The sequence below is a fragment of the Streptomyces phaeolivaceus genome, assembly GCF_009184865.1.
Lineage (GTDB): Bacteria > Actinomycetota > Actinomycetes > Streptomycetales > Streptomycetaceae > Streptomyces > Streptomyces phaeolivaceus.
This window is the reverse complement of the sequence record NZ_CP045096.1, coordinates 8,449,511-8,469,778: the sequence shown is the minus strand read 5'-3', so window position 1 is coordinate 8,469,778 and position 20,268 is coordinate 8,449,511. Positions and strand designations below refer to the sequence as shown.

Below are 20,268 nucleotides of genomic sequence, written 5' to 3'. Positions count from 1 at the left end.
GGGCGGCGAGGGTTCAGAGGGCGGCGGCCACCGCCGGGAACATCGTGTCGGCCGAATCGCTCAGTTCGGCCCAGACCGTCTTGCCCTGGCGGGAGCGGCGGGTGCCCCAGTGCTCGGCGAGCTGGGCGACGAGGAGGAGGCCCCGGCCGCCCTCGTCGAAGACACGGGCGCGGCGCAGATGCGGGGTGGTGCCGCCGGAGTCGCAGACCTCGCACCGGAGGGTGCGGTCGTGGATCAGCCGCAGCTTGACGGGGGGCCGGCCGTAGCGGATGGCGTTGGTGACCAGCTCGCTGACCACCAGCTCGGCGGTGGACTCCAGCTCCTCCAGGCCCCGTTCGGCCAGCTGCCGGGTGACGTACGCCCTGGCCCTCGCCACGGCGGCGGGTTCGGCCGCCAGCTCCCAGGTGGCGACCTGACTCACGCCGAGGGCATGCGTGAGGGCCAGCAGCAGCGCGACGTCGTCGGGCGGCTTGGCGGGCAGCAGCGCTTCGAGTACGGCGTCGCAGGTGGCCTCCAGGGAGGGGGCGGGCCGGGCGAGGACGGCACGGAGCCGGTCCAGGCCCGCGCCGATGTCGTGGTCCCGGGCCTCGATCAGACCGTCGGTGTAGAGCGCCAGGAGGCTGCCCTCGGGCAGTTCGATCTCCGCCGTCTCGAACGGCAGCCCGCCCAGCCCGAGCGGCGGGCCCGGCGGCAGGTCCACGATCTCGACGGTGCCGTCCCCGGTCACCACGGCGGGCAGCACATGCCCGGCGCGGGCGAGCGTGCAACGGCGCGAGACCGGGTCGTACACGGCGTAGAGGCAGGTGGCACCCAGGTCCCCACCACCACCTCGGGTGGCATCGGCCGCCGCGCCGACGGACGACTCGGCGGAGGCGGAGGACGCGGAGGCATCCGTTCCCCCGGCTCCGCCGTCGCCGGTCTCCTCCTCCGTGCCGGTCTCCTCCATCTCGGCGGACAGGCGGATCACGACGTCGTCCAAGCTGGGTGAGGAGTTCGTCGGGCGGCAGATCGATGTCGGCGAGGGTGCGTACGGCGGTTCTGAGACGGCCCATCGTGGCGGCGGCGTGGATGCCGTGGCCCACGACGTCGCCCACGACGAGGGCGACCCGGGCACCGGAGAGCGGGATGACGTCGTACCAGTCGCCGCCCACACCGCCGTGTGCGGCGGCAAGAAGATCTGGGGCCCCGGCCGGCACATGGCGGGCGACAACACCTTCACCTACTTCCTCGACCCGCAGGGCAACACCGTCGAATACACCACCGAACTGGAACTCCTGGACGAGGACACCTGGCATCCGCACGTCTACGACTTCTCCCGCCCCGAGGTCACCGACCAGTGGGGCACCGCCAACCCGATGAACGAACTGATCGCCAAGGAGTCCTTCAACGACATCGACCGAGGCGTGTTCGTCGCCCCACCGGTGTGACGTCGCCCTGCCGGTGCGAGCCGTGCTCCGCCGAGGTGCTCCCTGTCCCGCCGATGTGCTCCGTCCACGAGTGGGCTCGCCCTCCTCTCACGCCCCTGACCGGTCCTCCTTCCCAGCCCTTGCCCCGGGCCGGTTATGGTGACCAGGCGAATCGAACGTACGCAGGGCTGGCGGAGGGCACGTGGTGTCGGACGTAGGGCGGCTCGTCGCCGGGCGCTACCGGCTCACGGAGCAGATAGGCCGTGGCGGCATGGGCACGGTGTGGCGGGCCGGGGACGAGGTCCTCGACCGCCAGGTCGCGGTGAAGCGGCTGCATGTGCAGCCGCATCTGTCCCCCGACGACCTGGTCACCCTGTACGAGCGCACGCGCCGCGAGGCCCGGAGCGCGGCCCGGATCGCCCACCCGAACGTGATCGTCGTCCACGACGTCGTGGACGACCATGTGGACGATCACCCGGACGGCACCGCGCACGGCGTCCACGGCGGCTTCGGTACCGGCAGCGGCGGCGGCACAGGTGACGGTCGGCCCTGCATCGTCATGGAGTACGTCCCGGCGCCCACGCTCGCCGACCTCCTCACGGACGGCCGGACCCTCCCGCCCGAGGAGGCCGCCCGGATCGGTCTCGGCATGGTCGCCGCACTGCGCGCCGCGCACGCCGCCGGTGTCCTGCACCGTGACGTCAAGCCCGGCAACGTCCTGCTCGGCGCCGAGGGCCGGGTCGTCCTCACCGACTTCGGCATCGCGATGACCGCGGACGCCTCGACGCTGACCAAGACCGGTGAGATGGTCGGCTCCATCCACTACATGGCCCCCGAGCGGATCCGTGGCCAGAAGCCGGGCCCCGCCTCCGATCTGTGGGCCCTGGGCGCGACCCTCTATCAGGCGGTCGAGGGCCGCCCGCCGTTCCGCCGCCTCACCGCGATGGAGGCCGCGTACGCCATCGCCGTGGACCCCTTCGAGCCGCTGAAGCGGGGCGGCGCCCTGGAACCCCTCGTCGCGGCCCTCCTCGCCAAGGACCCCGCCGACCGCCCCACCGCCGAGCAGACCGAACAGGCCCTGCGCGCCGTGGTCTCCGGCCAGCCCACCATCGCCCAGCCGCTGCCGGCGCCCGGCAGCCGGGCCGCCCACGAGGAGCCGACGACCGGCGGCCGGCACACCGGCCGAGCCACCCTCACGGGAGCCGGATCGGGAACGGGAACGGCGACAGGAGTACGAACGGGCCCGGGGACCGACACTCGGACGGGAGCGGGAGCGGGAGCGGGAGCGGGAGCGGGAGCCGGAGCGGGAGCCGGAGCGGGAGCCGGAGCCGGAGCCGGAGCGGGCGCCGGATCCGGCGGCGGGCCGGGCCCCGAGGGCGGCCTGCCGTCCCCTCGGGGGCGCGGGAAGCGCCGGATCCTCGTACCGGCCGCCGTCGCGGTGACCGTGGCCGCCCTGGCGGCCGGGGCCGCGCTCCATGTGACGGGGAACCCCGTCGGCGACACCGCCGCACCCGGCGGTAGGAGCACCGCCACCCCTTCGTACTCCCCCTCCCCCGTCCCCGACGGCTTCCACCTGGTCACGGACAAGACCCTCGGCATCTCCTTCCCCGTCCCGGACGGCTGGACGGCGGGCAAGCGGACGGCCGAGTCGATCACCTACACCGACGAGACGAAACTGGCCGAACTGACGATCGGCATCGTGGACCCCGCCGGCTCGCACCCGATGGCCCACTTCGAGGACATCGAGGCCAACACGAAGATCAACTACCCGGGGTCGTACCGGCGGCTGCGGATGCAGCGGACCACCTTCCGCGGACAGCCCGCGGCCGTCTGGGAGTTCACCTTCCAGGGCCGCGCCCGCGCCTTCCGCGCCATCGACCTCGGATACGGCCGCGAGGGCGAACGGGAGTACGACATCTATCTCTCGGCCCCGGACCTCGACTGGGACAGCCACCGTCCCCTCTTCAACAAGGTCAGGGACGGCTTCGTCACCGACGTCTCCTGATCCCCCGCCCCCGTCAGGGCCCTGGAAGCGCCCGCTCCCCCAGCGGCGCCACGTACAGCCGGAACCCGGCGGCCCGGTGGGCGGGCCAGGACCGGGCGAACCCGGGCGGGCCGCCGCCCGGGGCGACGAGGGCGGCCACGGGCATGCGGGCGGCGGCGCGCAGGATGCCGTCCGGGGTGGTGTTGGCGTTGTTGCCGCGGGTGTGGGCGGAGCCGCAGCCCGCGTAGTAGGCGATGGGGATGGCGTAGTCACCGGTCAGCAGACAGGGCGGCCGGACACCGAGGCGCCGCAGTTCGACGACGGCACGGTCCCAGTCGCGATGGGACGCGGTGGTGCGTTCGACGGTGCGGGCCAGCACCGCGTACTGCGCCGCCAGATGCCCGACGACCCCGAGCACCACCACCGCCCCGAGGACCGGCCGCCAGGCCCCGCCCGGTCCTCTCACGAGGCCCAGCAGCGCGTCGGCGACCGGGATCGCGAGCAGGGCGTACGCGGGCAGCAGGAAGCGCGGAGCGGCGTACCCGATCAGGAAGAGATACGGGACGGCGGCCGTGGTGGCGCAGAGCAGCGGCACCGCCGTGGGCGTCGCGCGCCCGGCGCGGACCGCGACGGCCAGCCCGATCGCGGCCAGCACCGGCAGCACGAACCACCACGCGAGGATCGCCGGATGGGGCAGGTCGCCGGTGCACGGACGGCACAACGTACGCCCCACCAGGCTTCGCAGCTGGTCGTCGACGGCGATGTTCCAGCCCAGCCCGCCCTGCACCCGAGACGCCTCGGCCAGCCGCCGCGCGAGCCCGCCGTACTGGGCGTACGCCTCGACGACCCACGCCCCCGCCCCGGTGCCGGCCCCGACCGCCATCGCCGCCAGGAGCCGGGGCCGCCGCCACTCCCGTACGCCGAGCAGCAGCACGAACAGGGGGAGCGTCACCCACACGGTGTCGGTGGGCCGCATCCACGCCATCAGCGCGGTGCCGACGCCCGCGCCCCACACCGCCGCCCGGTTCCCGGGGTCGTTCCGCACGCGCAGGAAGCAGCCGACGCAGCCGAGCGCGCCGACGGCGACCCAGTAGTTGGGCATGGCCTGCGGTCCGTAAAAAAGGGTCACCCACAGGGACGCGAACAGCGCTCCCGCGAGCGCCGTCACCCGTACCGGGAACAGTCCCCGCCAGGCGCGGAGGGCGAGGTACAGCCCCACGCCCGCCAGCACCGCCAGATACACCCGCAGCACCACGGTCGACGACGACCACACCGCGACCGGCGCCACCAGCAGCGGCACGCCCCGCGCACGCGGCGCGCTGAAGAACGCCGCCGGAGCGTGCGGGCTGACCTGGCTGACGTACACCGTCTCGTCCCAGCCGAGGCCCATCCCCGGTGGTACGAGGAGGAGTTGGGCCAGGGTGAAGGCCGCGGCCACCACGGCGACGGGGCCGAGAACCGGCGTGGCGGACCGCCGAACGGTGACGGGTGTGACGACCGGAGCGATGTTCGAACCCATGCGCGTGGACCCATCCCGGAGCGATACCGACAAGCCTCTAAAGAGACAAGAGGATGAGACGACGGCCGTGCGTCGGCCGACGCGACGCACCGCGTCGCGGCCCTCCGTCACCCGCCCGGCCCAGCCCGCCCCGCCCGTCCGGCCAGTGCCGGTCCGCCCGTCCCCGTCCCGCCCGTCCCCGTCCCGCCCGTCCCCGTCCCGCCTCGCGCGTAGGGCCTCTTCCTCACGGGGCGCGCGCCGCCTAGCGTGCGCCTCATGGATCATCGACAGCAGCCGTCCCTGAGCCGTTTCGACCACTGCCCTTGGCTGTTCGAGAAGGAGGCGACGCGGGAGCAACGGACCGCGCAGCGGGAGCGGCAGCGGTCGCTCGACGGGGACGGCGAGGTGGGCGAACGCTGTTATGTGGCCGAGTCGGCGGCGGTCCACACCGATGTCCTCCGGCTCGGCGACGACTCGTACATCGCCGCCCACGCCTATGTCACCGGCACCCTGACCACCGGCACGGACTGCACCCTGAACCCGTTCACCGCGGTTCGCGGCACCGTGTCCCTGGGCACCGGCGTACGCGTAGGCGCCCACACCTCGCTCCTCGGTTTCAACCACTCCACCGCGCCCGACCTGCCGGTGTTCCGCCAGCCCCAGACCAGCCGGGGCATCACCGTCGGCGACGACGTCTGGATCGGCTCCCATGTGGTCGTCGTCGACGGCGTCACGATCGGCGACCACTGTGTGATCGGCGCGGGGGCGGTGGTGACGAAGGACGTTCCGGCGTGGACGGTGGCGGCGGGGAACCCGGCGCGACGGATTCGGGACCGGCGCGAGACGGCGGGCGGGGAGGGGGCACGAGATGGACGTGCCGGTGCCGGTAGCGCTGGCGGTGGCCGCTCCCGTGACCCTCTGACCCGGTTCGCCGACACCGCCCGCGCCCAGGCCGCCGACATCCTCGCCCGCTCCTGGGACGGCACCCACTACGCCGACCGCCCCGGCACCGCCCCCACGGTCCGGGCCCACTGCGACGCCGTGGAGATCGCCGACCTGCTGCTGTCGTCCGCCCCCGACCAGCTGGACGCGGCGGAACACATCGAGCGCCTGGCCTCCCTCCAGGACCGGGAGACCGGCCTGGTACCCGAACTCGGGGAGCGGCCACCGCCCATGGACGCCGACGGCTTCCTCGGCGAGGGCCCGGCCCTGTACCACGTCCTGTCGGTGGGCTACGCGCTGGAACTCCTGGGCGCGTCCTTCCGTCAACCGATCGCCGGGGTACGGGACATGACGGCCGGTCAACTCGTCGCGCGTCTGGAGGAGTTGCCCTGGCGGGAGGGTGCGTGGAGCGCCGGGGCCTGGATCGACTCCTGGGCCACCGCGGCCCATTGGAACCTACGGCACCCCGCCGCGACGGCTCCCACCGCCTCGACCGCCCTCACCTCCGGCACCCTCGAAGCCCTCTTCGGCTGGCTCCTCACCCGGGCCGACCCCTGGACCGGCATGTGGGGGACCCCGTCGACCGTCACCGGGCGGCTCCAGGTGGTGAACGGCTACTACCGGCTCACCCGGGGCTCCTTCGCCCAGTTCGGGGTGCCCGTGCCGCACCCGGAGCGGGTCGTGGACACGGTCCTGGACCACGCCCGCGACACCCGTTACTTCGGCGCGGGCCGCGAGAACGCCTGCGACGTCCTGGACGTCGCCCACCCGCTGTGGCTGTGCACACGGCGGTCGAGCGCCACCGGGGACGGCGGCTACCGCTCGGCGGAGATCCGGTCCTGGGCCGAGGGGCGGCTGAGCGCCGCGCTGCGGCGCTGGCACGACGGTCAGGGCTTCGCCTTCAGCCCGGACAGCACCGGGCCGGGCCCGGAACCGGGCCTCCAGGGAACGGAGATGTGGCTCGCCATCATCTGGCTCCTGGCGGACCTGGTGGGCCGGTCCGACAGCCTCGGATACCGCCCGCGCGGCGTGCACCGCCCCGAGCCGGCTCCGAAGCCGGACTGACGCACCGGCAGGATGAGACATGGGCGGCACGCGGAACGGCGTACCGGCGGAACGACGACGTCGTCGCACGACGAACGGCCGCGGTCGTCAGGACGCCTGTCCTGGACGGCCCTTCCGGGGGATCCCGGAGGGGACGTCGTGGCAGGAAAGTCGTCCTGACGACCGCGGCCGTCGTCGTCGGCGTGGCCGCTCACGGGGAGCAGCAGCCGGAGGTGTTACGCGGCGCCGTCCTTGGCGGAGACCACGGGTGCGGTGAGGTCTCCCTCTTCCGGGAGTTCTTCGACGTCGACGCCTCGGACCTGGGCCAGCTCGTGTTTGAGGGCGGCGAGTTCGGTGCCGCCGGCCATGTGGTTGGTGAGTTCTTCGAGGGTGACCTGGTCGCGGGCGGCGGAGAGTTCCATGGTGCCCAGGCGCAGGACGCTGAAGTGGTCGCCGACCATGTAGGCGTGGTGGGGGTTGTGGGTGATGAAGATGACGCCGAGGCCGCGTTCGCGGGCGGCGGCGATGTACTTCAGGACCACGCCGGACTGCTTGACGCCGAGGGCGGCGGTGGGTTCGTCGAGGATGAGGACGCGGGCGCCGAAGTAGACGGCGCGGGCGATGGCGACGCACTGGCGCTGGCCGCCGGAGAGCGTGCCGATGGGCTGGTCCAGGTCGTCCAGGACGATGCCCATGTTCCGCAGTTCCTCGTCGGCCGTCTTCTTCATCCGCTCGATGTCGAGACGCCGCACCGGCCAGGGGCCCTTGGTCATCTCCGAGCCGAGGAAGAAGTTCCGCCACACGGGCATCAGGGGAACGGTCGCCAGGTCCTGGTAGACCGTGGCGATCCCCGCGTCCAGCGCCTCACGGGGGGTCGAGAACCGCACCGGCTCGCCGTCGATGACGAACTCGCCCTCGGTGTGCTGGTGCAGACCCGAGATGATCTTGATGAGGGTGGACTTGCCGGCGCCGTTGTCACCCAGCACACAGGTGACCCGGCCGGGATGGACGCTCAGGTTCACGCCGTGCAGGGCGCGGATGTTGCCGTACGCCTTGCCCGCGTCGCGCAGTTCGACGATCGGCTTGTCCTGGACGGGCGCCGCCGCGTCCCGGACGGCGTCCTCGCCGGTGCCGTCCTGCGCGGACGCACCATCGGCCGCTGATCCGTTGGTGTTGGTCATGGGGTGGTTCACCTCCGGGTCGCCTGGCTGCGGACCCACAAGTTGACGAGGGCGGCGATCAGGAGCATCACGCCGAGGAAGGCCTTGAACCAGTCGGGGTTCCAGTTGGCGTAGACGATGCCCTGGGAGACCATGCCGAAGATGAAGGCGCCGATGACCGGGCCGACGGCCGAGCCGTAGCCGCCGGTCAGCAGACAGCCGCCGATCACCGCGGCGATGATGTACAGGAACTCGTTGCCGACACCCTCACCGGACTGCACCGTGTTGAACGAGAACAGCAGATGCATACCGACGAACCAGGCGCCCACGCCGACCCCCATGAACAGGGCGACCTTGGTGAAGTTCACGGGCACGCCGACGGCCCGCGCGCTGTCCTTGTTGCCGCCGACCGCGAAGATCCAGTTGCCGAACTTGGTGCGCAGCAGCAGCCAGGTCGCGATCGCCGCGAACGCGAGCCAGTAGAAGACCGTGATCTTGACATCGACCCCGCCGATGCCGATCTCGGAGGCGAAGACGCTCTTGGCCTGGTCGAAGCCGTCCATGTCGCTGATGGAGTCGCTGGCGACGTTGCCGGTGAAGATCTTGGTGACGGCGAGGTTGGAGCCCTGGAGGATCAGGAACGAGCCCAGGGTGACGAGGAAGCTGGGGAGACCGGTCCTGATCAGCAGCCAGCCGTTGAACGCGCCCACCGCCAGCGAGACGATCAGCGCGACGAGGACGCCGGTCCACACGTTCACCGTCAGCTGGAAGCTGAGGATCGCGGCGGTCAGGGCGGAGGTGGTGACCGCGACACCGGCGGACAGGTCGAACTCCCCGCCGATCATCAGCAGGGCCACCGGGATCGCCATGATGCCCATGACGGAGGCCTGGTAGAGCACGGTCGCCAGCGAGCCGGCCTCACGGAACGACGGGGCCACCGAGAAGAAGAAGGCGTACACGCCGATCGCGGCGATCAACGCCCCGACCTCGGGACGCGCGAGCAGCCTGCGCCCGAGCGAGCGCTGTACCGTGCGCCCGTCCTTCTGCGTGCCGGCCGGCGGAGCCGGCGGCGAGGAACTCGCCGCCGGTGCCGTTGCTTGGGACATTCAGATCACCGGGTGCCCTTCGCGGCGAACTTGGCGATCGCGTCGACGTTCTTCGCGTCGACGAACGCGGGGCCGGTCAGCACCGCTTCCTCACCGCCGCCGCTGTAGTTGCCGTTGTTCTTGTAGAGCCACAGCGAGTCCACGGCCAAGTAGCCCTGGAGGTACGGCTGCTGGTCGACGGCGAACTCGATGTCACCGCTCTTGATCGAGTCGGTCAGCTCCTTGTTCAGGTCGAAGGTGGCGACCTTCGCCTTGCTGCCCGCGTCCGCGACCGACTGGACCGCGGTCAGGGCGTAGGGAGCGCCGAGGGCGACGACGTAGTCGATGGCGGTGTCCTGCTTGAGCTTGGCGGTGATCGTCGACTTCACGGACGGCATGTCGGTGCCCGTGACGTTGAGGATCTCGGTGTCGCCCTCGAAGGTCTTCTCCACACCGGCGCAGCGCTGCTCCAGGCCGACGTTGCCCTGCTCCTGCACGACACAGACGGCCTTCTTGGCGCCGACGTCGTTGAGCCGCTTGCCGAACGCCTCGCCCGCCACGCTCTCGTCCTGTCCGAAGAAGGACATCAGACCGAGGCTCTGCCAGTCGCTCAGACCGGAGTTGAGGCCGACGACGGGGATGCCCGCCTTCGTCGCCTTGGCCACGACGTCCTTCATGGCGTCGGGCTTGGCGAGGGTGATGGCGATGCCGTCGACCTTCTGGTCGATCGCGTTCTGCACCAGGTTGGCCTGGGTTCCGGCGTTCGGGTCCGCCGAGTAGATGAGCTCGATGTTGTCCTTGTCCGCCGCGGCCTGGGCACCCTTGCGGACGATGTCCCAGAAGGTGTCGCCGGGGGCCTGGTGGGTGACCAGCGCGACCTTCATCCGGGCGGTGTCGGCCTTGCCGGCGGACGAGTCCGCGCCGCCTTCCTCGGATTCCTTGCCACCGGAACCGCTGGAACAGCCGGCTATCAGCAGCGCCGATACGGCGGCCATGGCGAAGAAGGGGGCCACTCTGCGCGAGCGGGGGTAAAACGTGCGGTCCATCTTTCCAAGCACCTCACTGTGCGACGGGGGAAAGGGAACGGGACAGCGTCGGGCGGAGTGCCCGCGCGGGCCCGGACTTCGAAAGTCCGGATCATTGTGCCGGTAGGCCGACTGCGCTGTTTCGTTGGGACGGGATACAAACCCCTGGCGGACCCCCCTGTCAAGACTTTGTTAAGACATCATTTCACGAGCAGGTCAGGATGTCAGTACAAACTCTTGACAGAGAGTCGCTTCGGGTCCTACACCTGGGATACATCCGGACCCGACCGCTCGCATCCCCGCGCGCCGCGGCCCTCCGGTGGCCCGCATCCCCCCGCCCGAGGAGCGACGCGTATGCCCGAGTCCGCCGAATCCTTCGATCCGATCACGATGGGCCGTATCGGAATCGATCTCTATCCGTTGCAGATCGGCGTCCCGCTCGCGCGCGTCGAGTCCTTCGGAAAGTTCCTCGGCGGATCGGCCGCGAACGTCGCGGTGGCCGCCGCCCGGCTCGGCAACACCACCGCCGTGATCACACGGACCGGCGACGACCCCTTCGGCACGTTCCCGCACCAGGCACTCAAGGAGTTCGGCGTCGACGACCGGTTCGTCACGCCCGTGGCGGACCACCCGACGCCGGTCACGTTCTGCGAGATCTTCCCGCCGGACGACTTCCCGCTGTACTTCTACCACCGCCCCAAGGCCACCGGCCTGGAGATCCGGACCGAGGAGCTGGGCTGCTTCGCCATCCGCGCGGCCCGTATCTTCTGGATCACCGGCACCGGTCTGAGCGAGGAGCCCAGCCGCTCGGCCACGCTCGCCGCGCTCAAGGCGCGCGGGCGGTCCGGCACCACCGTCTTCGACCTCGACCGGCGGCCCGCGCTGTGGAGCGACACGGCTTGGGAGGACCCCGAGGCCGCCCGCCCGTACTACGCCGAGGCCCTGCGGCACGCGACCGTGGCCGTCGGCAATCTCGACGAGTGCGAGGTGGCCACGGGGTTCCGGGAGCCGCGGGCGTGCGCGGAGGCGCTGCCGGAGGCCGGGGTGGAGGTGCCGCCGGTGCCGGTGGAGGTCGTCAACGAGCTCGGGGCGGGGGACGCGTTCGGGGGGCCCTGTGTCATGGGCTGCTGCGGGGGTGGGACCTGGAGCGGATCATGCGCCACGCGAACGTGGCGGGCGCGATCGTCGCGTCCCGGTTGGCGTGCTCGTCGGCGATGCCGACGGAGGGGGAGGTCGAGGAGTTGTCGGGTGGTGGGTGAGGTAGGGGTGTGTGGTCGGGTGCGGGTGAGTGGGGGCTGGTCGCGCGGTTCTCCGCGCCCCTGAAGAAGCGGGGCTGCGCCCCCTCGCTTTTTCGGCCCGAAAGGGCCGCAGGCCCTTTTAAGGGGCGCGGGGAACCGCGCGAGAAGCCCCACCCACCCGCACCCGACCACACACCCCCACCCAACCCACCCCTGGTCCACCCGTACGAAATCCCACCACCACCCAACCCGTGAGGTCCCGATGTCCCAGTCCCCCACCCGCCGTCTGACCGTCGCCCAGGCGCTGGTGCGGTTCCTGTCCGCGCAGTACACCGAGCGCGACGGTGTGCGCCACCGGCTGATCGCCGGGACGTGGGGCATCTTCGGCCACGGCAATGTCGCGGGGCTGGGCCAGGCGCTCCTGGAGGCCGGGGAGGAGACGATGCCGTTCCACCAGGGCCGCAACGAGCAGTCCATGGTGCACGCCGCCGTCGGCTACGCCCGCCAGCTGAACCGGCTCTCCGCGCAGGCCGTCACCACCTCCATCGGCCCCGGCGCCACCAACCTGGTCACCGGCGCCGCCCTGGCCACCGTCAACCGCCTGCCCGTACTCCTCCTGCCCGGCGACTACTTCGCGACCCGCGCCGCCGACCCGCTGCTCCAGCAGCTGGAGCACCCCACCGAGGCCGACGTCTCCGTCAACGACACCCTGCGTCCGGTCTCCCGCTGGTTCGACCGGATCACCCGCCCCGAGGCGCTGATCCCGGCCGCCCTGAACGCCATGCGGGTCCTCGCCGACCCGGCCGACACCGGCGCCGTCACCCTCGCCCTGCCGCAGGACGTCCAGGCGGAGGCGTACGACTGGCCGGAGGAGTTCTTCGCCGACCGCGTCTGGCGCGTACGGCGTCCCGCGCCCGACCCGGTCGAGCTGGCGGAGGCGGTCCGGGCGATCCGCGCCGCGCGTCGGCCCCTGATCGTCGCGGGCGGCGGCGTCCACCACAGCGAGGCCGAGGCCGCGCTGAAGGCGCTGGTCGACGCCACCGGCATCCCGGTGGCGTCCACGCAGGCCGGCAAGGGGTCGCTGCGGTACGACCACCCGGGCGACCTCGGCGGCATCGGCCACACCGGCACGGCCGTCTGCGACGACATCGCCCGCGGCGCCGATCTGATCGTCGGCGTCGGCACCCGCTACACGGACTTCACCACCGCCTCGAACACCCTCTTCCAGAGCCCGGACGTCCGTTTCGTCAACCTCAACATCGCCGCCTTCGACGCCCACAAGCTGGCCGCCCGGACGGTGGTCTGCGACGCGCGGACGGGACTGGAGGCGCTCACGGACGCGCTCGCCGGTCACCGGGTGGACGGGGCGTACGAGGCGGAGTACCGGGCGGGCAAGGAGCGTTGGGAGCGGGTCGTGGAGGCCGCCTACACCGCCGCCGACGAGCACGCCGTACCGACCCAGACCCAGTTGCTCGGCGCCCTGGACGCGATCGTCGGCGACGAGGACGTGGTCATCAACGCGGCCGGTTCGCTCCCCGGCGACCTGCACAAGCTGTGGCGGGCCCGCGGCCCCCGCCAGTACCACCTGGAGTACGGCTACTCCTGCATGGGCTACGAGATCCCCGCCGGGATCGGTGTCCAGCAGGCGGCGCCCGGCACGGCCGTCTGGTCGCTGGTCGGGGACGGCACCTATCTGATGATGCCGACGGAGATCGTGACGGCCGTCCAGGAGGGGCTTCCGGTCAATCTGATCCTCATCCAGAACCACGGCTACGCCTCCATCGGCGGCCTCTCCGAGGCGGTCGGCGGCGAGCGTTTCGGCACCGCCTACCGCTATCGCACCGCCGACGGCACCTTCTCCGGCGCCCCGCTGCCGGTGGACCTCGCCGCCAACGCGGCCAGTCTCGGCATGGACGTCATCCGCGCCAGGACCGTGAAGGAGCTGCGGGAGGCACTGGCCACGGCACGTGCCTCGGACCGGCCCACCTGTGTGTATGTCGAGACGGACCCGACGCCCACCGCTCCCCCGGCGGAGGCCTGGTGGGACGTGCCGGTCGCGCGGACCGCCTCCCGTCCGGCGGCCGTCGAGGCGCGGGTGACGTACGACCGCGAGGTGGCGAACCAGCGCCGCCACCTCTGACCGGGGGCCGTTCGGCCGGGGCGGTGCCTCCGGCCGAACCCCTGATCACGACTCGATCAGGACACGATCATGTAAGGACAATGCGATGACAGGGGTTCCTGTCATCCGGACGGACGGATACCCTCATGGGCGTGACCAGCGCGACTACGGGGAGTACAGGGAGTCTCGACCTCAGCGTCGACCGGAGCAGCCCGGTGCCGCTGTACTACCAGCTGGCCCGGCAGCTGGAGTCGGCGATCGAGCACGGCGCGCTCGGACCGGGCAGCCTCCTGGGCAACGAGATCGAGCTGGCCGGCCGTCTGGGCCTGTCCCGGCCGACCGTGCGGCAGGCCATCCAGTCGCTCGTCGACAAGGGCCTGCTGGTACGCCGCCGGGGCGTCGGCACGCAGGTGGTGCACAGTCAGGTCAAACGGCCGCTGGAGCTGAGCAGCCTGTACGACGACCTGGAGGCGGCCGGGCAGCATCCCACGACCAAGGTGCTGCGACGCGAGGTCCGGCAGGCCACCGCCGAGGTCGCGGCGGCCCTCGGCATCGCCGAGGGCTCCGACGTGCACCTCTTCGAACGGCTGCGGCTGACCCACGGCCAGCCGGTGGCGTTCCTGTCCAACTTCGTCCCGGCCGGGCTGCTGGACCTGGACACCGAGCGGCTGGAGTCGACGGGCCTGTACCGGATGATGCGCAACGCCGGCATCACCCTGCACAGCGCCCACCAGAGCGTCGGCGCCCGCGTCGCCACCCCGGACGAGGCCGAGCGCCTCGGCGAACCGCAGGGCGCGGCGCTCCTCACCATGCAGCGCACGGCGTACGACGACACCGGCCGCGCGGTCGAGTACGGCACCCATATCTACCGGGCCTCGCGCTACTCCTTCGACTTCCAGCTCCTCGTCCGCAACTGACGTCGTCCGCGAGTGACGTCCACCGGCCGTGCGCCGAGGGTCAGTTCGGCGGCAGCAGGCAGTGGTCGTCCGGGGCGACGGACTGCCAGATGCGCCGCCCGATCTCGCGCAGCTGGCGCTGCTGGGTCTTGCTCAGCGCGTCGAACACATACCGCCGTACGGCGTCGGCGTGGCCGGGCGCGCTCGCGACGACCTTGGCGTATCCGGCGTCCGTGAGGACGGCCAGGGTGTAGCGGCCGTCGGAGGGGTCCGGCTCGCGGCGCACCCACTCGCTCTTCTCCAGCCGCTTCACCAGGTGGGACAGCCGGGACAGCGACGAGCCGGCGTATCCGGCGAGGTCGCTCATCCGCAGGGTGCGTTCCCCGGTCTGGGACAGCATGGCCATCACCAGGTACTCGACGTGGCTGACGCCCGAGTCCCGCTGCAGCTGCGCGTCCAGCGCGCTCGGCAGTCTGACCATCACGCCCGCCAGCGCGTGCCAGGTCTCCATCTCCTCGTCGGTCAGCCAACGCGACTGCTGCGGTGTCTCCATGGCGCCCACTCTACGTGCCGCTTCAAGTGATCAAGCGCCGAATGACTTGACTCTTCAAGTCAACCGCCCCTACGTTGATCCCCTCCCCTCTCTTGAATATTCAACTCATAAACCGGAAGAGTCTGCCATGAACGTCACCCTCTGGATCATCGCGAGCCTCCTCGCGGCGGCCTTCCTCGCCGCCGGCCTGATGAAGACCCTCCAGTCCAAGGAGAAGCTGGCCGCCTCGGGCATGACCTGGGTCGAGGCGTTCTCCCCGGGCATGGTGAAGACCATCGGCGCGCTGGAGGCGCTGGGCGGCATCGGCCTGATCCTCCCGGCCGTCCTCGACATCGCCACGGTCCTCGTCCCCCTCGCGGCGACCGGCCTCGCCGTCACGATGCTCGGCGCGGTCGTCTTCCACCTCCGCCGCGGCGAGACCAAGGAAACCGCCCCCGGTCTGGTCCTCCTGATCCTGGCCGCCGCGGTGGCCTGGGGCCGCTTCGGACCGTACGCGTTCTGAGGACGAGGGTTCCTGGGCCATCGGAAGTAGGTCCTTCGCCTCAGGTGTGCGGTGCGCCCGCTGGTTAGGGTCGGGTCATGGAGACCACGGGAACCGTCCGCCGCCGGACGGCGGAGCGGAAGCACGACACGCTGGCGCGGCTCGCCGCCGAACGGGATGTGTGGGTGTCGACGGCTCACCCCGAACACGGGCCGCACCAGGTGCCGTTGTGGTTCCTGTGGGACGGGCGAGCGGTGTGGATGTGCACCAACGCCGCGTCCGCGACCGCCCGGAACGTCCGCGCGGAGCCGCGCGTGCGCCTGGCGCTGCCGCACACCTTCGACGTGGCGCTCCTCCAGGGTGAGGCGGAGTGCTTCCCGGACCGGGAGGTGCCCGAAGGCGCGGCGGACGCGTTCACCGGCAAATTCGGGTGGGACCCGCGCGGGGAGGCGGGCTCCTTCCTGTACGTCCGCGTGGTCCCGAGGACGGTGCGCGCGTGGCGCGGCGAGCACGAACTGCGCGGCAGAGTCATCATGCGCGACGGGACGTGGCTGGAGTGACGGCCGCCCCAGCAGGGGCCTTTCGGGAGCGGGGACGTTAGGAACCGCCCCCGCCCTGCCCGTCGTGCGTCTCCTGAGCGTCCTCGGCGTTCTTGATGAAGTCGTCGGCCAGGGCGGCGGCCCGTTCGGCGGCGTACGGCAGGACGGCGGCGACCCTGGCGGGCGACAGCCCGCGCACGATCGGTGCGCGCAGCTCCTGGTGCAGGGTGCCGTCGGAGGTGACGACGACGGGACGGCCGCCGAAGCCGCCGCCGAGCACGGCCAGCGCGGCGGGCGCGGGCATCACGTCCGGGCGGAGCGCGTTGGCGGAGGAGAAGTCCTCCGGCCGTCGCAGCACCTCCCGTACGTCGGCGTCCCGCGCCACCAGCCAGGAGTCCAGCTCGGGCACGTACGTCAGTCCGTCCGCCGCCCTGGCGCGCGCGTAGTGCGGATACGGATCCCGCTGCAACTCGTCGAGCCTGCCGTGCAGTTCAGAGTCCACGGGAGCACCTTCCGGCCAGGGGCGGGCGTGCGGTCGCGCTCATGGTGCCGTACGGCGCGGTAGGGCGGTAGGGGCCCCGCGAGGGGACCGTCCGGCACGGTCAGAACACCACGGTCCAGCCTTCCCGGCCCGCCTGTTCGGCGGTGTACGCCACTCCGTGCGCCTTGGTGCCGGTCGCGTCGAGGAGGGTGATCTCGCCGCCGTGGTTGGCGAGTTGGGCGCCGTCGGTGACGGGGACGAGGAGGGTGGCGCCGGGGGCTAGGGCGCCCGGCGGGACGGTGCCGCCGTGGCCGAGGCGGTCGACGACGCGCCAGCCGGTGAGGTCGACGGCGTCGGGTGAGGCGTTGAGGAGGGTGACGGTCTCGGCCTCGGGGGCGGGGCCCCGGGGGTTGACCAGGGCCGCGACGATCCGGACCGCCCGGCCGCCCGGTTCGGGCCGGGGGTCGGCGCCGGGGAGGGCGTGGCCCGTGGCGTCGTCCGTGGTCCACTTCTGGCTCTGGAAGGCGAGGAAGACGGCCACCCAGCGGGACTGCTGGGGGAAGTGGATGAGCAGTCCGCCGTCCTGCCAGACCCCGTCGTCCTTGCGGAACCGGGTGCTGTTGCCCTGGTTCATGTGGATGTCGTGGACGCCGTTCCCCGGCAGGAAGCCGAAGACCTTGTCCTTGACGCCCGATTCGGGTCCCCAGCGCTCGCCGAAGACGTACAACCGGGCGGTGGGATCGGCGACCGCGCGGCGGACGTAGTGGTCGAGGACGTCGGCGAGGTCGTTGTCCGGGCCTTCCAGATGCGGTGGCAGGGACCGCATCCGCGACGGATCGAAGAGATTCCCGCGGACGAAGTCGAGGTTGGGGCCGCCCGGCCCGGACGGCAGCGTGTTCCAGCCGCTCGCGAGGCCCGTGAGCCGGTCGGTGACCGGGTGCCGGAAGTCCTCCTCGACGAGATACAGCAGCTCGGACGGCTTCTCCTGCGACTTCACGTTCACCGAGGCGCGGTAGTGCGTGCCCTGATCGTCCGTCAGATGGATCTGGTGGTGCGGTGTGCCGTCGGCGCCCTCCCGGCGGGTGTCGACCGCGCGTGTGATCAGTACGCCGTAGCTCTTCAGCGGCATGCCGGACCAACTCCCCCGTGTTTCCGGTGCTTCCCGGGCTTCCGGTGCTCCCCGGTGGGACGGCCGGTCGGCCCGCCCCCTGGCACGCATGGTAGGCGCGTGACGGTCCGGGGCGCCCGCCCCGTCCGCAATTGTTCACTTACGATCACCCCGTGGTTCTCTTCCGCCTCGAACGGCTCTCGCGGCTCCCGGCCGACCGCGCCTGGCAGCGCCTCACCGACTGGCCCCGGCACGCCGATGTCGTCCCGCTGACCCGCGTCACCGTGCGCACCCCGTCACCGACCGGCGAGGGCACGGTGTTCGTGGCCCGCAGCGGGGTCGGCCCGCTCGCCTTCGACGACCCGATGGAGGTCACGGTGTGGCAGCCGCCGGAGGGCGCCGCGCCCGGGAAGTGCCGTCTCGTCAAACACGGTCGGTTCGTCACCGGGTGGGCCGAGATCGAGGTCCGTCCGTACGGCGACGGCGCGTCCCGCGCGGTGTGGCGGGAGGATCTGCGGGTGCGGTGGCTGCCGAGGCTGTTCGACCGTCCGCTGGGCCGGCTGGCGCGGCGGATGTTCGGGCGGGCGATGGACGCGCTGCTGGCGGGCGACGACGAGGGAGCGGGCTGACGCCGACAGGAGCTCCCCCCGGCCGATGGACGCCAACAAGGCCTCCCCCGGCCGGTGTTCGAGGTCGTTGTCAGAACCACCGACTACCGTCCCGGACCATGACCACTCACCACCTGCGCACCACCCGGGAGTCCTATGACACCGTCGCCGCCGACTACGCGGCGCTGCTGAAGGACGAGTTGGCGAACAGCCCCTTCGAGCGGGCCATGCTGGGGGTCTTCGCCGAACGGGTGCTGGCCGCCGGGGGCGGGCGCGTCGCGGATCTGGGGTGCGGTCCGGGGCGGGTCACCGGGCATCTGGCCTCACTGGGGCTCGACATCTGCGGTGTCGACCTGTCGCCCGAGATGATCGCCGTGGCCCGCTGGGCGCACCCGCGGCTCCGGTTCGACGTGGGCACGATGACCGCGCTCGACTTCGAGGACGGCTCCCTGGCGGGCGCGCTCGCCTGGTACTCCACGGTCCACACCCCACCGGCCGAACTCCCGCCGCTGTTCGCCGAGTTCCACCGGATCCTCGCCCCCGGCGGCCTCCTGGCGCTCGCCTACAAGGTCGGCGACGAGTCCGTCCATCTGTCCCACGCGTACGGTCATCCCCTCGACCTCGACGTCCACCGCTTCCCGCCGGAGCGGATCGCCGGGCTGCTGGGGGACGCCGGGTTCGTCGAGTCGGCGCGGCTGGTGCGGGAGGCCGACGGGCCCGGCACCACGGCGAACACCCCGCAGGCGTACGTGCTGGCGCGCAAGCCGGGGTGAAGCGCCGGGAGCGTGGTGGGGAGCGGTGAGGCCGGGGGCGCGGTCAGGACGCTCCCGGGTCCCCTCTGCGGGCGGCGGCCAGGCCGTCACGGCGGTCGCGGTCGCCGTCGCCCGTGGTACTGAGCAGGGTGTCGCAGATCTCGCGGAGCTTGTCGGTGGCCTGCTTGGAGAAGAGTCCGCAGAGCCCGGCGATGCCGGAGAAGCCGTACGGGTTGGTCGCGCCCGCGCCGGAGCTGCCCGCGAACAGGCCGCCGCGCAGCAGGAAGTACACGAGGAGAGACAGAGCCACACCGATCCCGGCGCGCAGGAGGTACCACCACAGCCAGCTCGCGTAGAGCCGCCGGTTGCCGACGTAGGTCGCGAAGGAGGTGGCCGCGTGCACGAAGCTGCCGAGCGCGCTGCACACGACCACGGCCAGCAGCATCGCGGTGTCGGCGGTCAGGGACCAGTCCCCGAGGCCGAACGGCGCCCACCGCGCGGTCGCCGTGGGCTCCGCCCCGGGCTCGACCGTCGCCAGCACCGTCGGCCAGAGCGTCACGAGGGCCCCGCAGACGAAGACGACGTCGGCGAGGAGGAAGAGCCCGAGCAGGGTCGTCGAGGTCGTCGACAACCGCCGCCGATCAGGCGACCCGCCGACCTCCGAACCGGCCTCGGCCCCGGCCCCGGCCTCGACCTCGGCCCCGGCCCCGGCCCCGGTATCAGCACCGGCCCGCGCTTCGGAGCCGGAGCCGGAGCGGGATGGGGGTGGGAGTGGGGATGGGTGTGGGGATGGGGATGGGGATGGGGATGGGGAGTCGGCGTCCGCACCGTCGCCCGCACCGGCGTCCGTACCGGCGTCCGCACCGCCACCGTTCGGCGCCGCGTCGCCTCCGCCGGGGCCTCCACCGGGGCCTCCGCCGGAACCCGCCTGACCGTCGTGCGCGCTCCCGCCGGAACCGCCCGAGCCCGCGCGGCCGTGGTCCGAACTCCCCTCCCCCACCGAGCCGTTGTCGTCCCGCTCGCCGGAGTCCGGAACACCGCCGCCCGCGCCCGCGGCGCCGTCGGCCGAACTCGCGGCCCCACCAGCCGTGGTGCCGCCGCCCGGCCCACTGCCGTCGGCCGCTGTCGCCCCGGCGGACGCGTCGGCGCTCTGGGCCGCTCGGGTCGTTTCCGGGGCCGTATCGCCGCCCCGGCGTCCTGTGGCCTCGCTGGTGTCGCCGCTCGGGTCCCGGTGCACGTCTTCGCCCACGCCCTGGTCGTCCGGGCGCTCCCCGCTGCTCCCCGTGCTCAACTCTTCGCCCCCGTACTGCTGTTGTCGTATCGCAACGGTCGGGCCTGGTGGGCCGGTG

The 20,268-nt window shown here is 72.2% G+C and carries 15 protein-coding genes and 4 pseudogenes; 10 read left to right on the top strand and 9 right to left on the bottom strand.

Going from position 1 to position 20,268, the window contains the following annotated elements; translation table 11 throughout:
* Positions 1-13: 13 nt before the first annotated feature.
* Positions 14-1,211 (bottom strand): annotated as a pseudogene (locus tag F9278_RS38715) (ATP-binding SpoIIE family protein phosphatase); the annotation flags it as partial.
* On the opposite strand from F9278_RS38715, the pseudogene F9278_RS38710 reads away from it, so the two are divergent.
* Both F9278_RS38710 and F9278_RS38705 read left to right on the top strand, forming a co-directional pair.
* Positions 1,164-1,427, top strand: a pseudogene (locus F9278_RS38710) (VOC family protein); the annotation flags it as partial. The pseudogenes F9278_RS38715 and F9278_RS38710 sit on opposite strands and share 48 nt — an antisense overlap.
* A gap of 181 nt (positions 1,428-1,608) precedes the next feature.
* The gene (locus F9278_RS38705) at positions 1,609-3,411 is read left to right on the top strand and encodes a serine/threonine-protein kinase (protein WP_152172462.1); all 1,803 of its coding nucleotides are present in this window, start codon (positions 1,609-1,611) and stop codon (positions 3,409-3,411) included.
* Positions 3,412-3,424: 13 nt separating this feature from the next.
* Here F9278_RS38705 and F9278_RS38700 read toward each other — a convergent pair whose 3' ends face one another.
* Positions 3,425-4,909, bottom strand: coding sequence for a hypothetical protein (locus F9278_RS38700; RefSeq protein ID WP_152172461.1), 1,485 nt, complete (start codon positions 4,907-4,909; stop codon positions 3,425-3,427).
* 255 nt (positions 4,910-5,164) lie between these two features.
* Here F9278_RS38700 and F9278_RS38695 point away from each other — a divergent pair, with 255 nt between their 5' ends.
* Positions 5,165-6,895: an acyltransferase gene (locus tag F9278_RS38695; RefSeq protein ID WP_152172460.1), complete on the top strand. Its 1,731-nt coding sequence runs from the start codon at positions 5,165-5,167 to the stop codon at positions 6,893-6,895.
* 215 nt (positions 6,896-7,110) lie between these two features.
* On the opposite strand, the gene F9278_RS38690 is transcribed toward F9278_RS38695, so the two are convergent.
* Genes F9278_RS38690 through F9278_RS38680 form a run of 3 tightly spaced genes read right to left on the bottom strand, consistent with a single transcriptional unit; the run spans position 7,111 to position 10,165 of the window.
* Positions 7,111-8,055, bottom strand: coding sequence for an ATP-binding cassette domain-containing protein (locus F9278_RS38690; protein WP_152172459.1), 945 nt, complete (start codon positions 8,053-8,055; stop codon positions 7,111-7,113).
* Between the two features lie 8 nt (positions 8,056-8,063).
* Complete coding sequence (locus F9278_RS38685) at positions 8,064-9,140, bottom strand: ABC transporter permease (protein ID WP_152172458.1); 1,077 nt, start codon at positions 9,138-9,140, stop codon at positions 8,064-8,066.
* A gap of 5 nt (positions 9,141-9,145) precedes the next feature.
* On the bottom strand, positions 9,146-10,165 hold the full coding sequence (locus tag F9278_RS38680; RefSeq protein ID WP_152172457.1) for a sugar ABC transporter substrate-binding protein: 1,020 nt from the start codon (positions 10,163-10,165) through the stop codon (positions 9,146-9,148).
* Positions 10,166-10,498: 333 nt separating this feature from the next.
* On the opposite strand from F9278_RS38680, the pseudogene F9278_RS38675 reads away from it, so the two are divergent.
* The 3 genes and pseudogenes from F9278_RS38675 to F9278_RS38665 all read left to right on the top strand — a co-directional run bounded on the left by F9278_RS38675 (position 10,499) and on the right by F9278_RS38665 (position 14,418).
* Positions 10,499-11,403, top strand: a pseudogene (locus F9278_RS38675) (PfkB family carbohydrate kinase).
* A 241-nt stretch (positions 11,404-11,644) separates the two neighbouring features.
* Positions 11,645-13,522, top strand: a complete 1,878-nt coding sequence (gene iolD, locus F9278_RS38670; RefSeq protein WP_152172456.1) for a 3D-(3,5/4)-trihydroxycyclohexane-1,2-dione acylhydrolase (decyclizing) — start codon at positions 11,645-11,647, stop codon at positions 13,520-13,522.
* A 125-nt stretch (positions 13,523-13,647) separates the two neighbouring features.
* Positions 13,648-14,418 (top strand): GntR family transcriptional regulator, encoded by a 771-nt coding sequence (locus F9278_RS38665; RefSeq protein WP_152172455.1) that lies wholly within the window; start codon positions 13,648-13,650, stop codon positions 14,416-14,418.
* 40 nt (positions 14,419-14,458) lie between these two features.
* On the opposite strand, the gene F9278_RS38660 is transcribed toward F9278_RS38665, so the two are convergent.
* Positions 14,459-14,950 (bottom strand): MarR family winged helix-turn-helix transcriptional regulator, encoded by a 492-nt coding sequence (locus tag F9278_RS38660; RefSeq protein ID WP_152172454.1) that lies wholly within the window; start codon positions 14,948-14,950, stop codon positions 14,459-14,461.
* A gap of 127 nt (positions 14,951-15,077) precedes the next feature.
* Here F9278_RS38660 and F9278_RS38655 point away from each other — a divergent pair, with 127 nt between their 5' ends.
* Together F9278_RS38655 and F9278_RS38650 are read left to right on the top strand one after the other, a co-directional pair.
* The gene (locus F9278_RS38655) at positions 15,078-15,452 is read left to right on the top strand and encodes a DoxX family protein (protein WP_152172452.1); all 375 of its coding nucleotides are present in this window, start codon (positions 15,078-15,080) and stop codon (positions 15,450-15,452) included.
* A gap of 77 nt (positions 15,453-15,529) precedes the next feature.
* The gene (locus F9278_RS38650) at positions 15,530-15,991 is read left to right on the top strand and encodes a pyridoxamine 5'-phosphate oxidase family protein (RefSeq protein ID WP_152172451.1); all 462 of its coding nucleotides are present in this window, start codon (positions 15,530-15,532) and stop codon (positions 15,989-15,991) included.
* An 88-nt stretch (positions 15,992-16,079) separates the two neighbouring features.
* On the opposite strand, the pseudogene F9278_RS38645 reads toward F9278_RS38650, so the two are convergent.
* Positions 16,080-16,472: pseudogene (locus F9278_RS38645) on the bottom strand (cytochrome P450); the annotation flags it as partial.
* 100 nt (positions 16,473-16,572) lie between these two features.
* The gene (locus tag F9278_RS38640; RefSeq protein WP_152172450.1) at positions 16,573-17,580 is read right to left on the bottom strand and encodes a DUF2278 family protein; all 1,008 of its coding nucleotides are present in this window, start codon (positions 17,578-17,580) and stop codon (positions 16,573-16,575) included.
* 152 nt (positions 17,581-17,732) lie between these two features.
* Here F9278_RS38640 and F9278_RS38635 point away from each other — a divergent pair, with 152 nt between their 5' ends.
* Both F9278_RS38635 and F9278_RS38630 read left to right on the top strand, forming a co-directional pair.
* Positions 17,733-18,188, top strand: coding sequence for an SRPBCC family protein (locus F9278_RS38635; RefSeq protein ID WP_152172449.1), 456 nt, complete (start codon positions 17,733-17,735; stop codon positions 18,186-18,188).
* Between the two features lie 98 nt (positions 18,189-18,286).
* Positions 18,287-18,940, top strand: a complete 654-nt coding sequence (locus F9278_RS38630; RefSeq protein WP_152172448.1) for a class I SAM-dependent DNA methyltransferase — start codon at positions 18,287-18,289, stop codon at positions 18,938-18,940.
* Between the two features lie 43 nt (positions 18,941-18,983).
* Here the strand turns inward: F9278_RS38630 and F9278_RS47735 are convergent, their stop codons facing one another.
* Positions 18,984-20,210: a hypothetical protein gene (locus tag F9278_RS47735; protein ID WP_226967133.1), complete on the bottom strand. Its 1,227-nt coding sequence runs from the start codon at positions 20,208-20,210 to the stop codon at positions 18,984-18,986.
* Positions 20,211-20,268 lie beyond the last annotated feature (58 nt).

Bases quoted from the DNA above. Each gene is read 5' to 3' on its own strand.
- F9278_RS38700 (WP_152172461.1), bottom strand. From the start codon at position 4,909: ATGGGTTCGAACATCGCTCCGGTCGTCACACCCGTCACCGTTCGGCGG.
- F9278_RS38695 (WP_152172460.1), top strand. From the start codon at position 5,165: ATGGATCATCGACAGCAGCCGTCCCTGAGCCGTTTCGACCACTGCCCT.
- F9278_RS38690 (WP_152172459.1), bottom strand. From the start codon at position 8,055: ATGACCAACACCAACGGATCAGCGGCCGATGGTGCGTCCGCGCAGGAC.
- F9278_RS38685 (WP_152172458.1), bottom strand. From the start codon at position 9,140: ATGTCCCAAGCAACGGCACCGGCGGCGAGTTCCTCGCCGCCGGCTCCG.
- F9278_RS38680 (WP_152172457.1), bottom strand. From the start codon at position 10,165: ATGGACCGCACGTTTTACCCCCGCTCGCGCAGAGTGGCCCCCTTCTTC.
- iolD (WP_152172456.1), top strand. From the start codon at position 11,645: ATGTCCCAGTCCCCCACCCGCCGTCTGACCGTCGCCCAGGCGCTGGTG.
- F9278_RS38665 (WP_152172455.1), top strand. From the start codon at position 13,648: ATGGGCGTGACCAGCGCGACTACGGGGAGTACAGGGAGTCTCGACCTC.
- F9278_RS38660 (WP_152172454.1), bottom strand. From the start codon at position 14,950: ATGGAGACACCGCAGCAGTCGCGTTGGCTGACCGACGAGGAGATGGAG.
- F9278_RS38655 (WP_152172452.1), top strand. From the start codon at position 15,078: ATGAACGTCACCCTCTGGATCATCGCGAGCCTCCTCGCGGCGGCCTTC.
- F9278_RS38650 (WP_152172451.1), top strand. From the start codon at position 15,530: ATGGAGACCACGGGAACCGTCCGCCGCCGGACGGCGGAGCGGAAGCAC.
- F9278_RS38640 (WP_152172450.1), bottom strand. From the start codon at position 17,580: ATGCCGCTGAAGAGCTACGGCGTACTGATCACACGCGCGGTCGACACC.
- F9278_RS38630 (WP_152172448.1), top strand. From the start codon at position 18,287: ATGACCACTCACCACCTGCGCACCACCCGGGAGTCCTATGACACCGTC.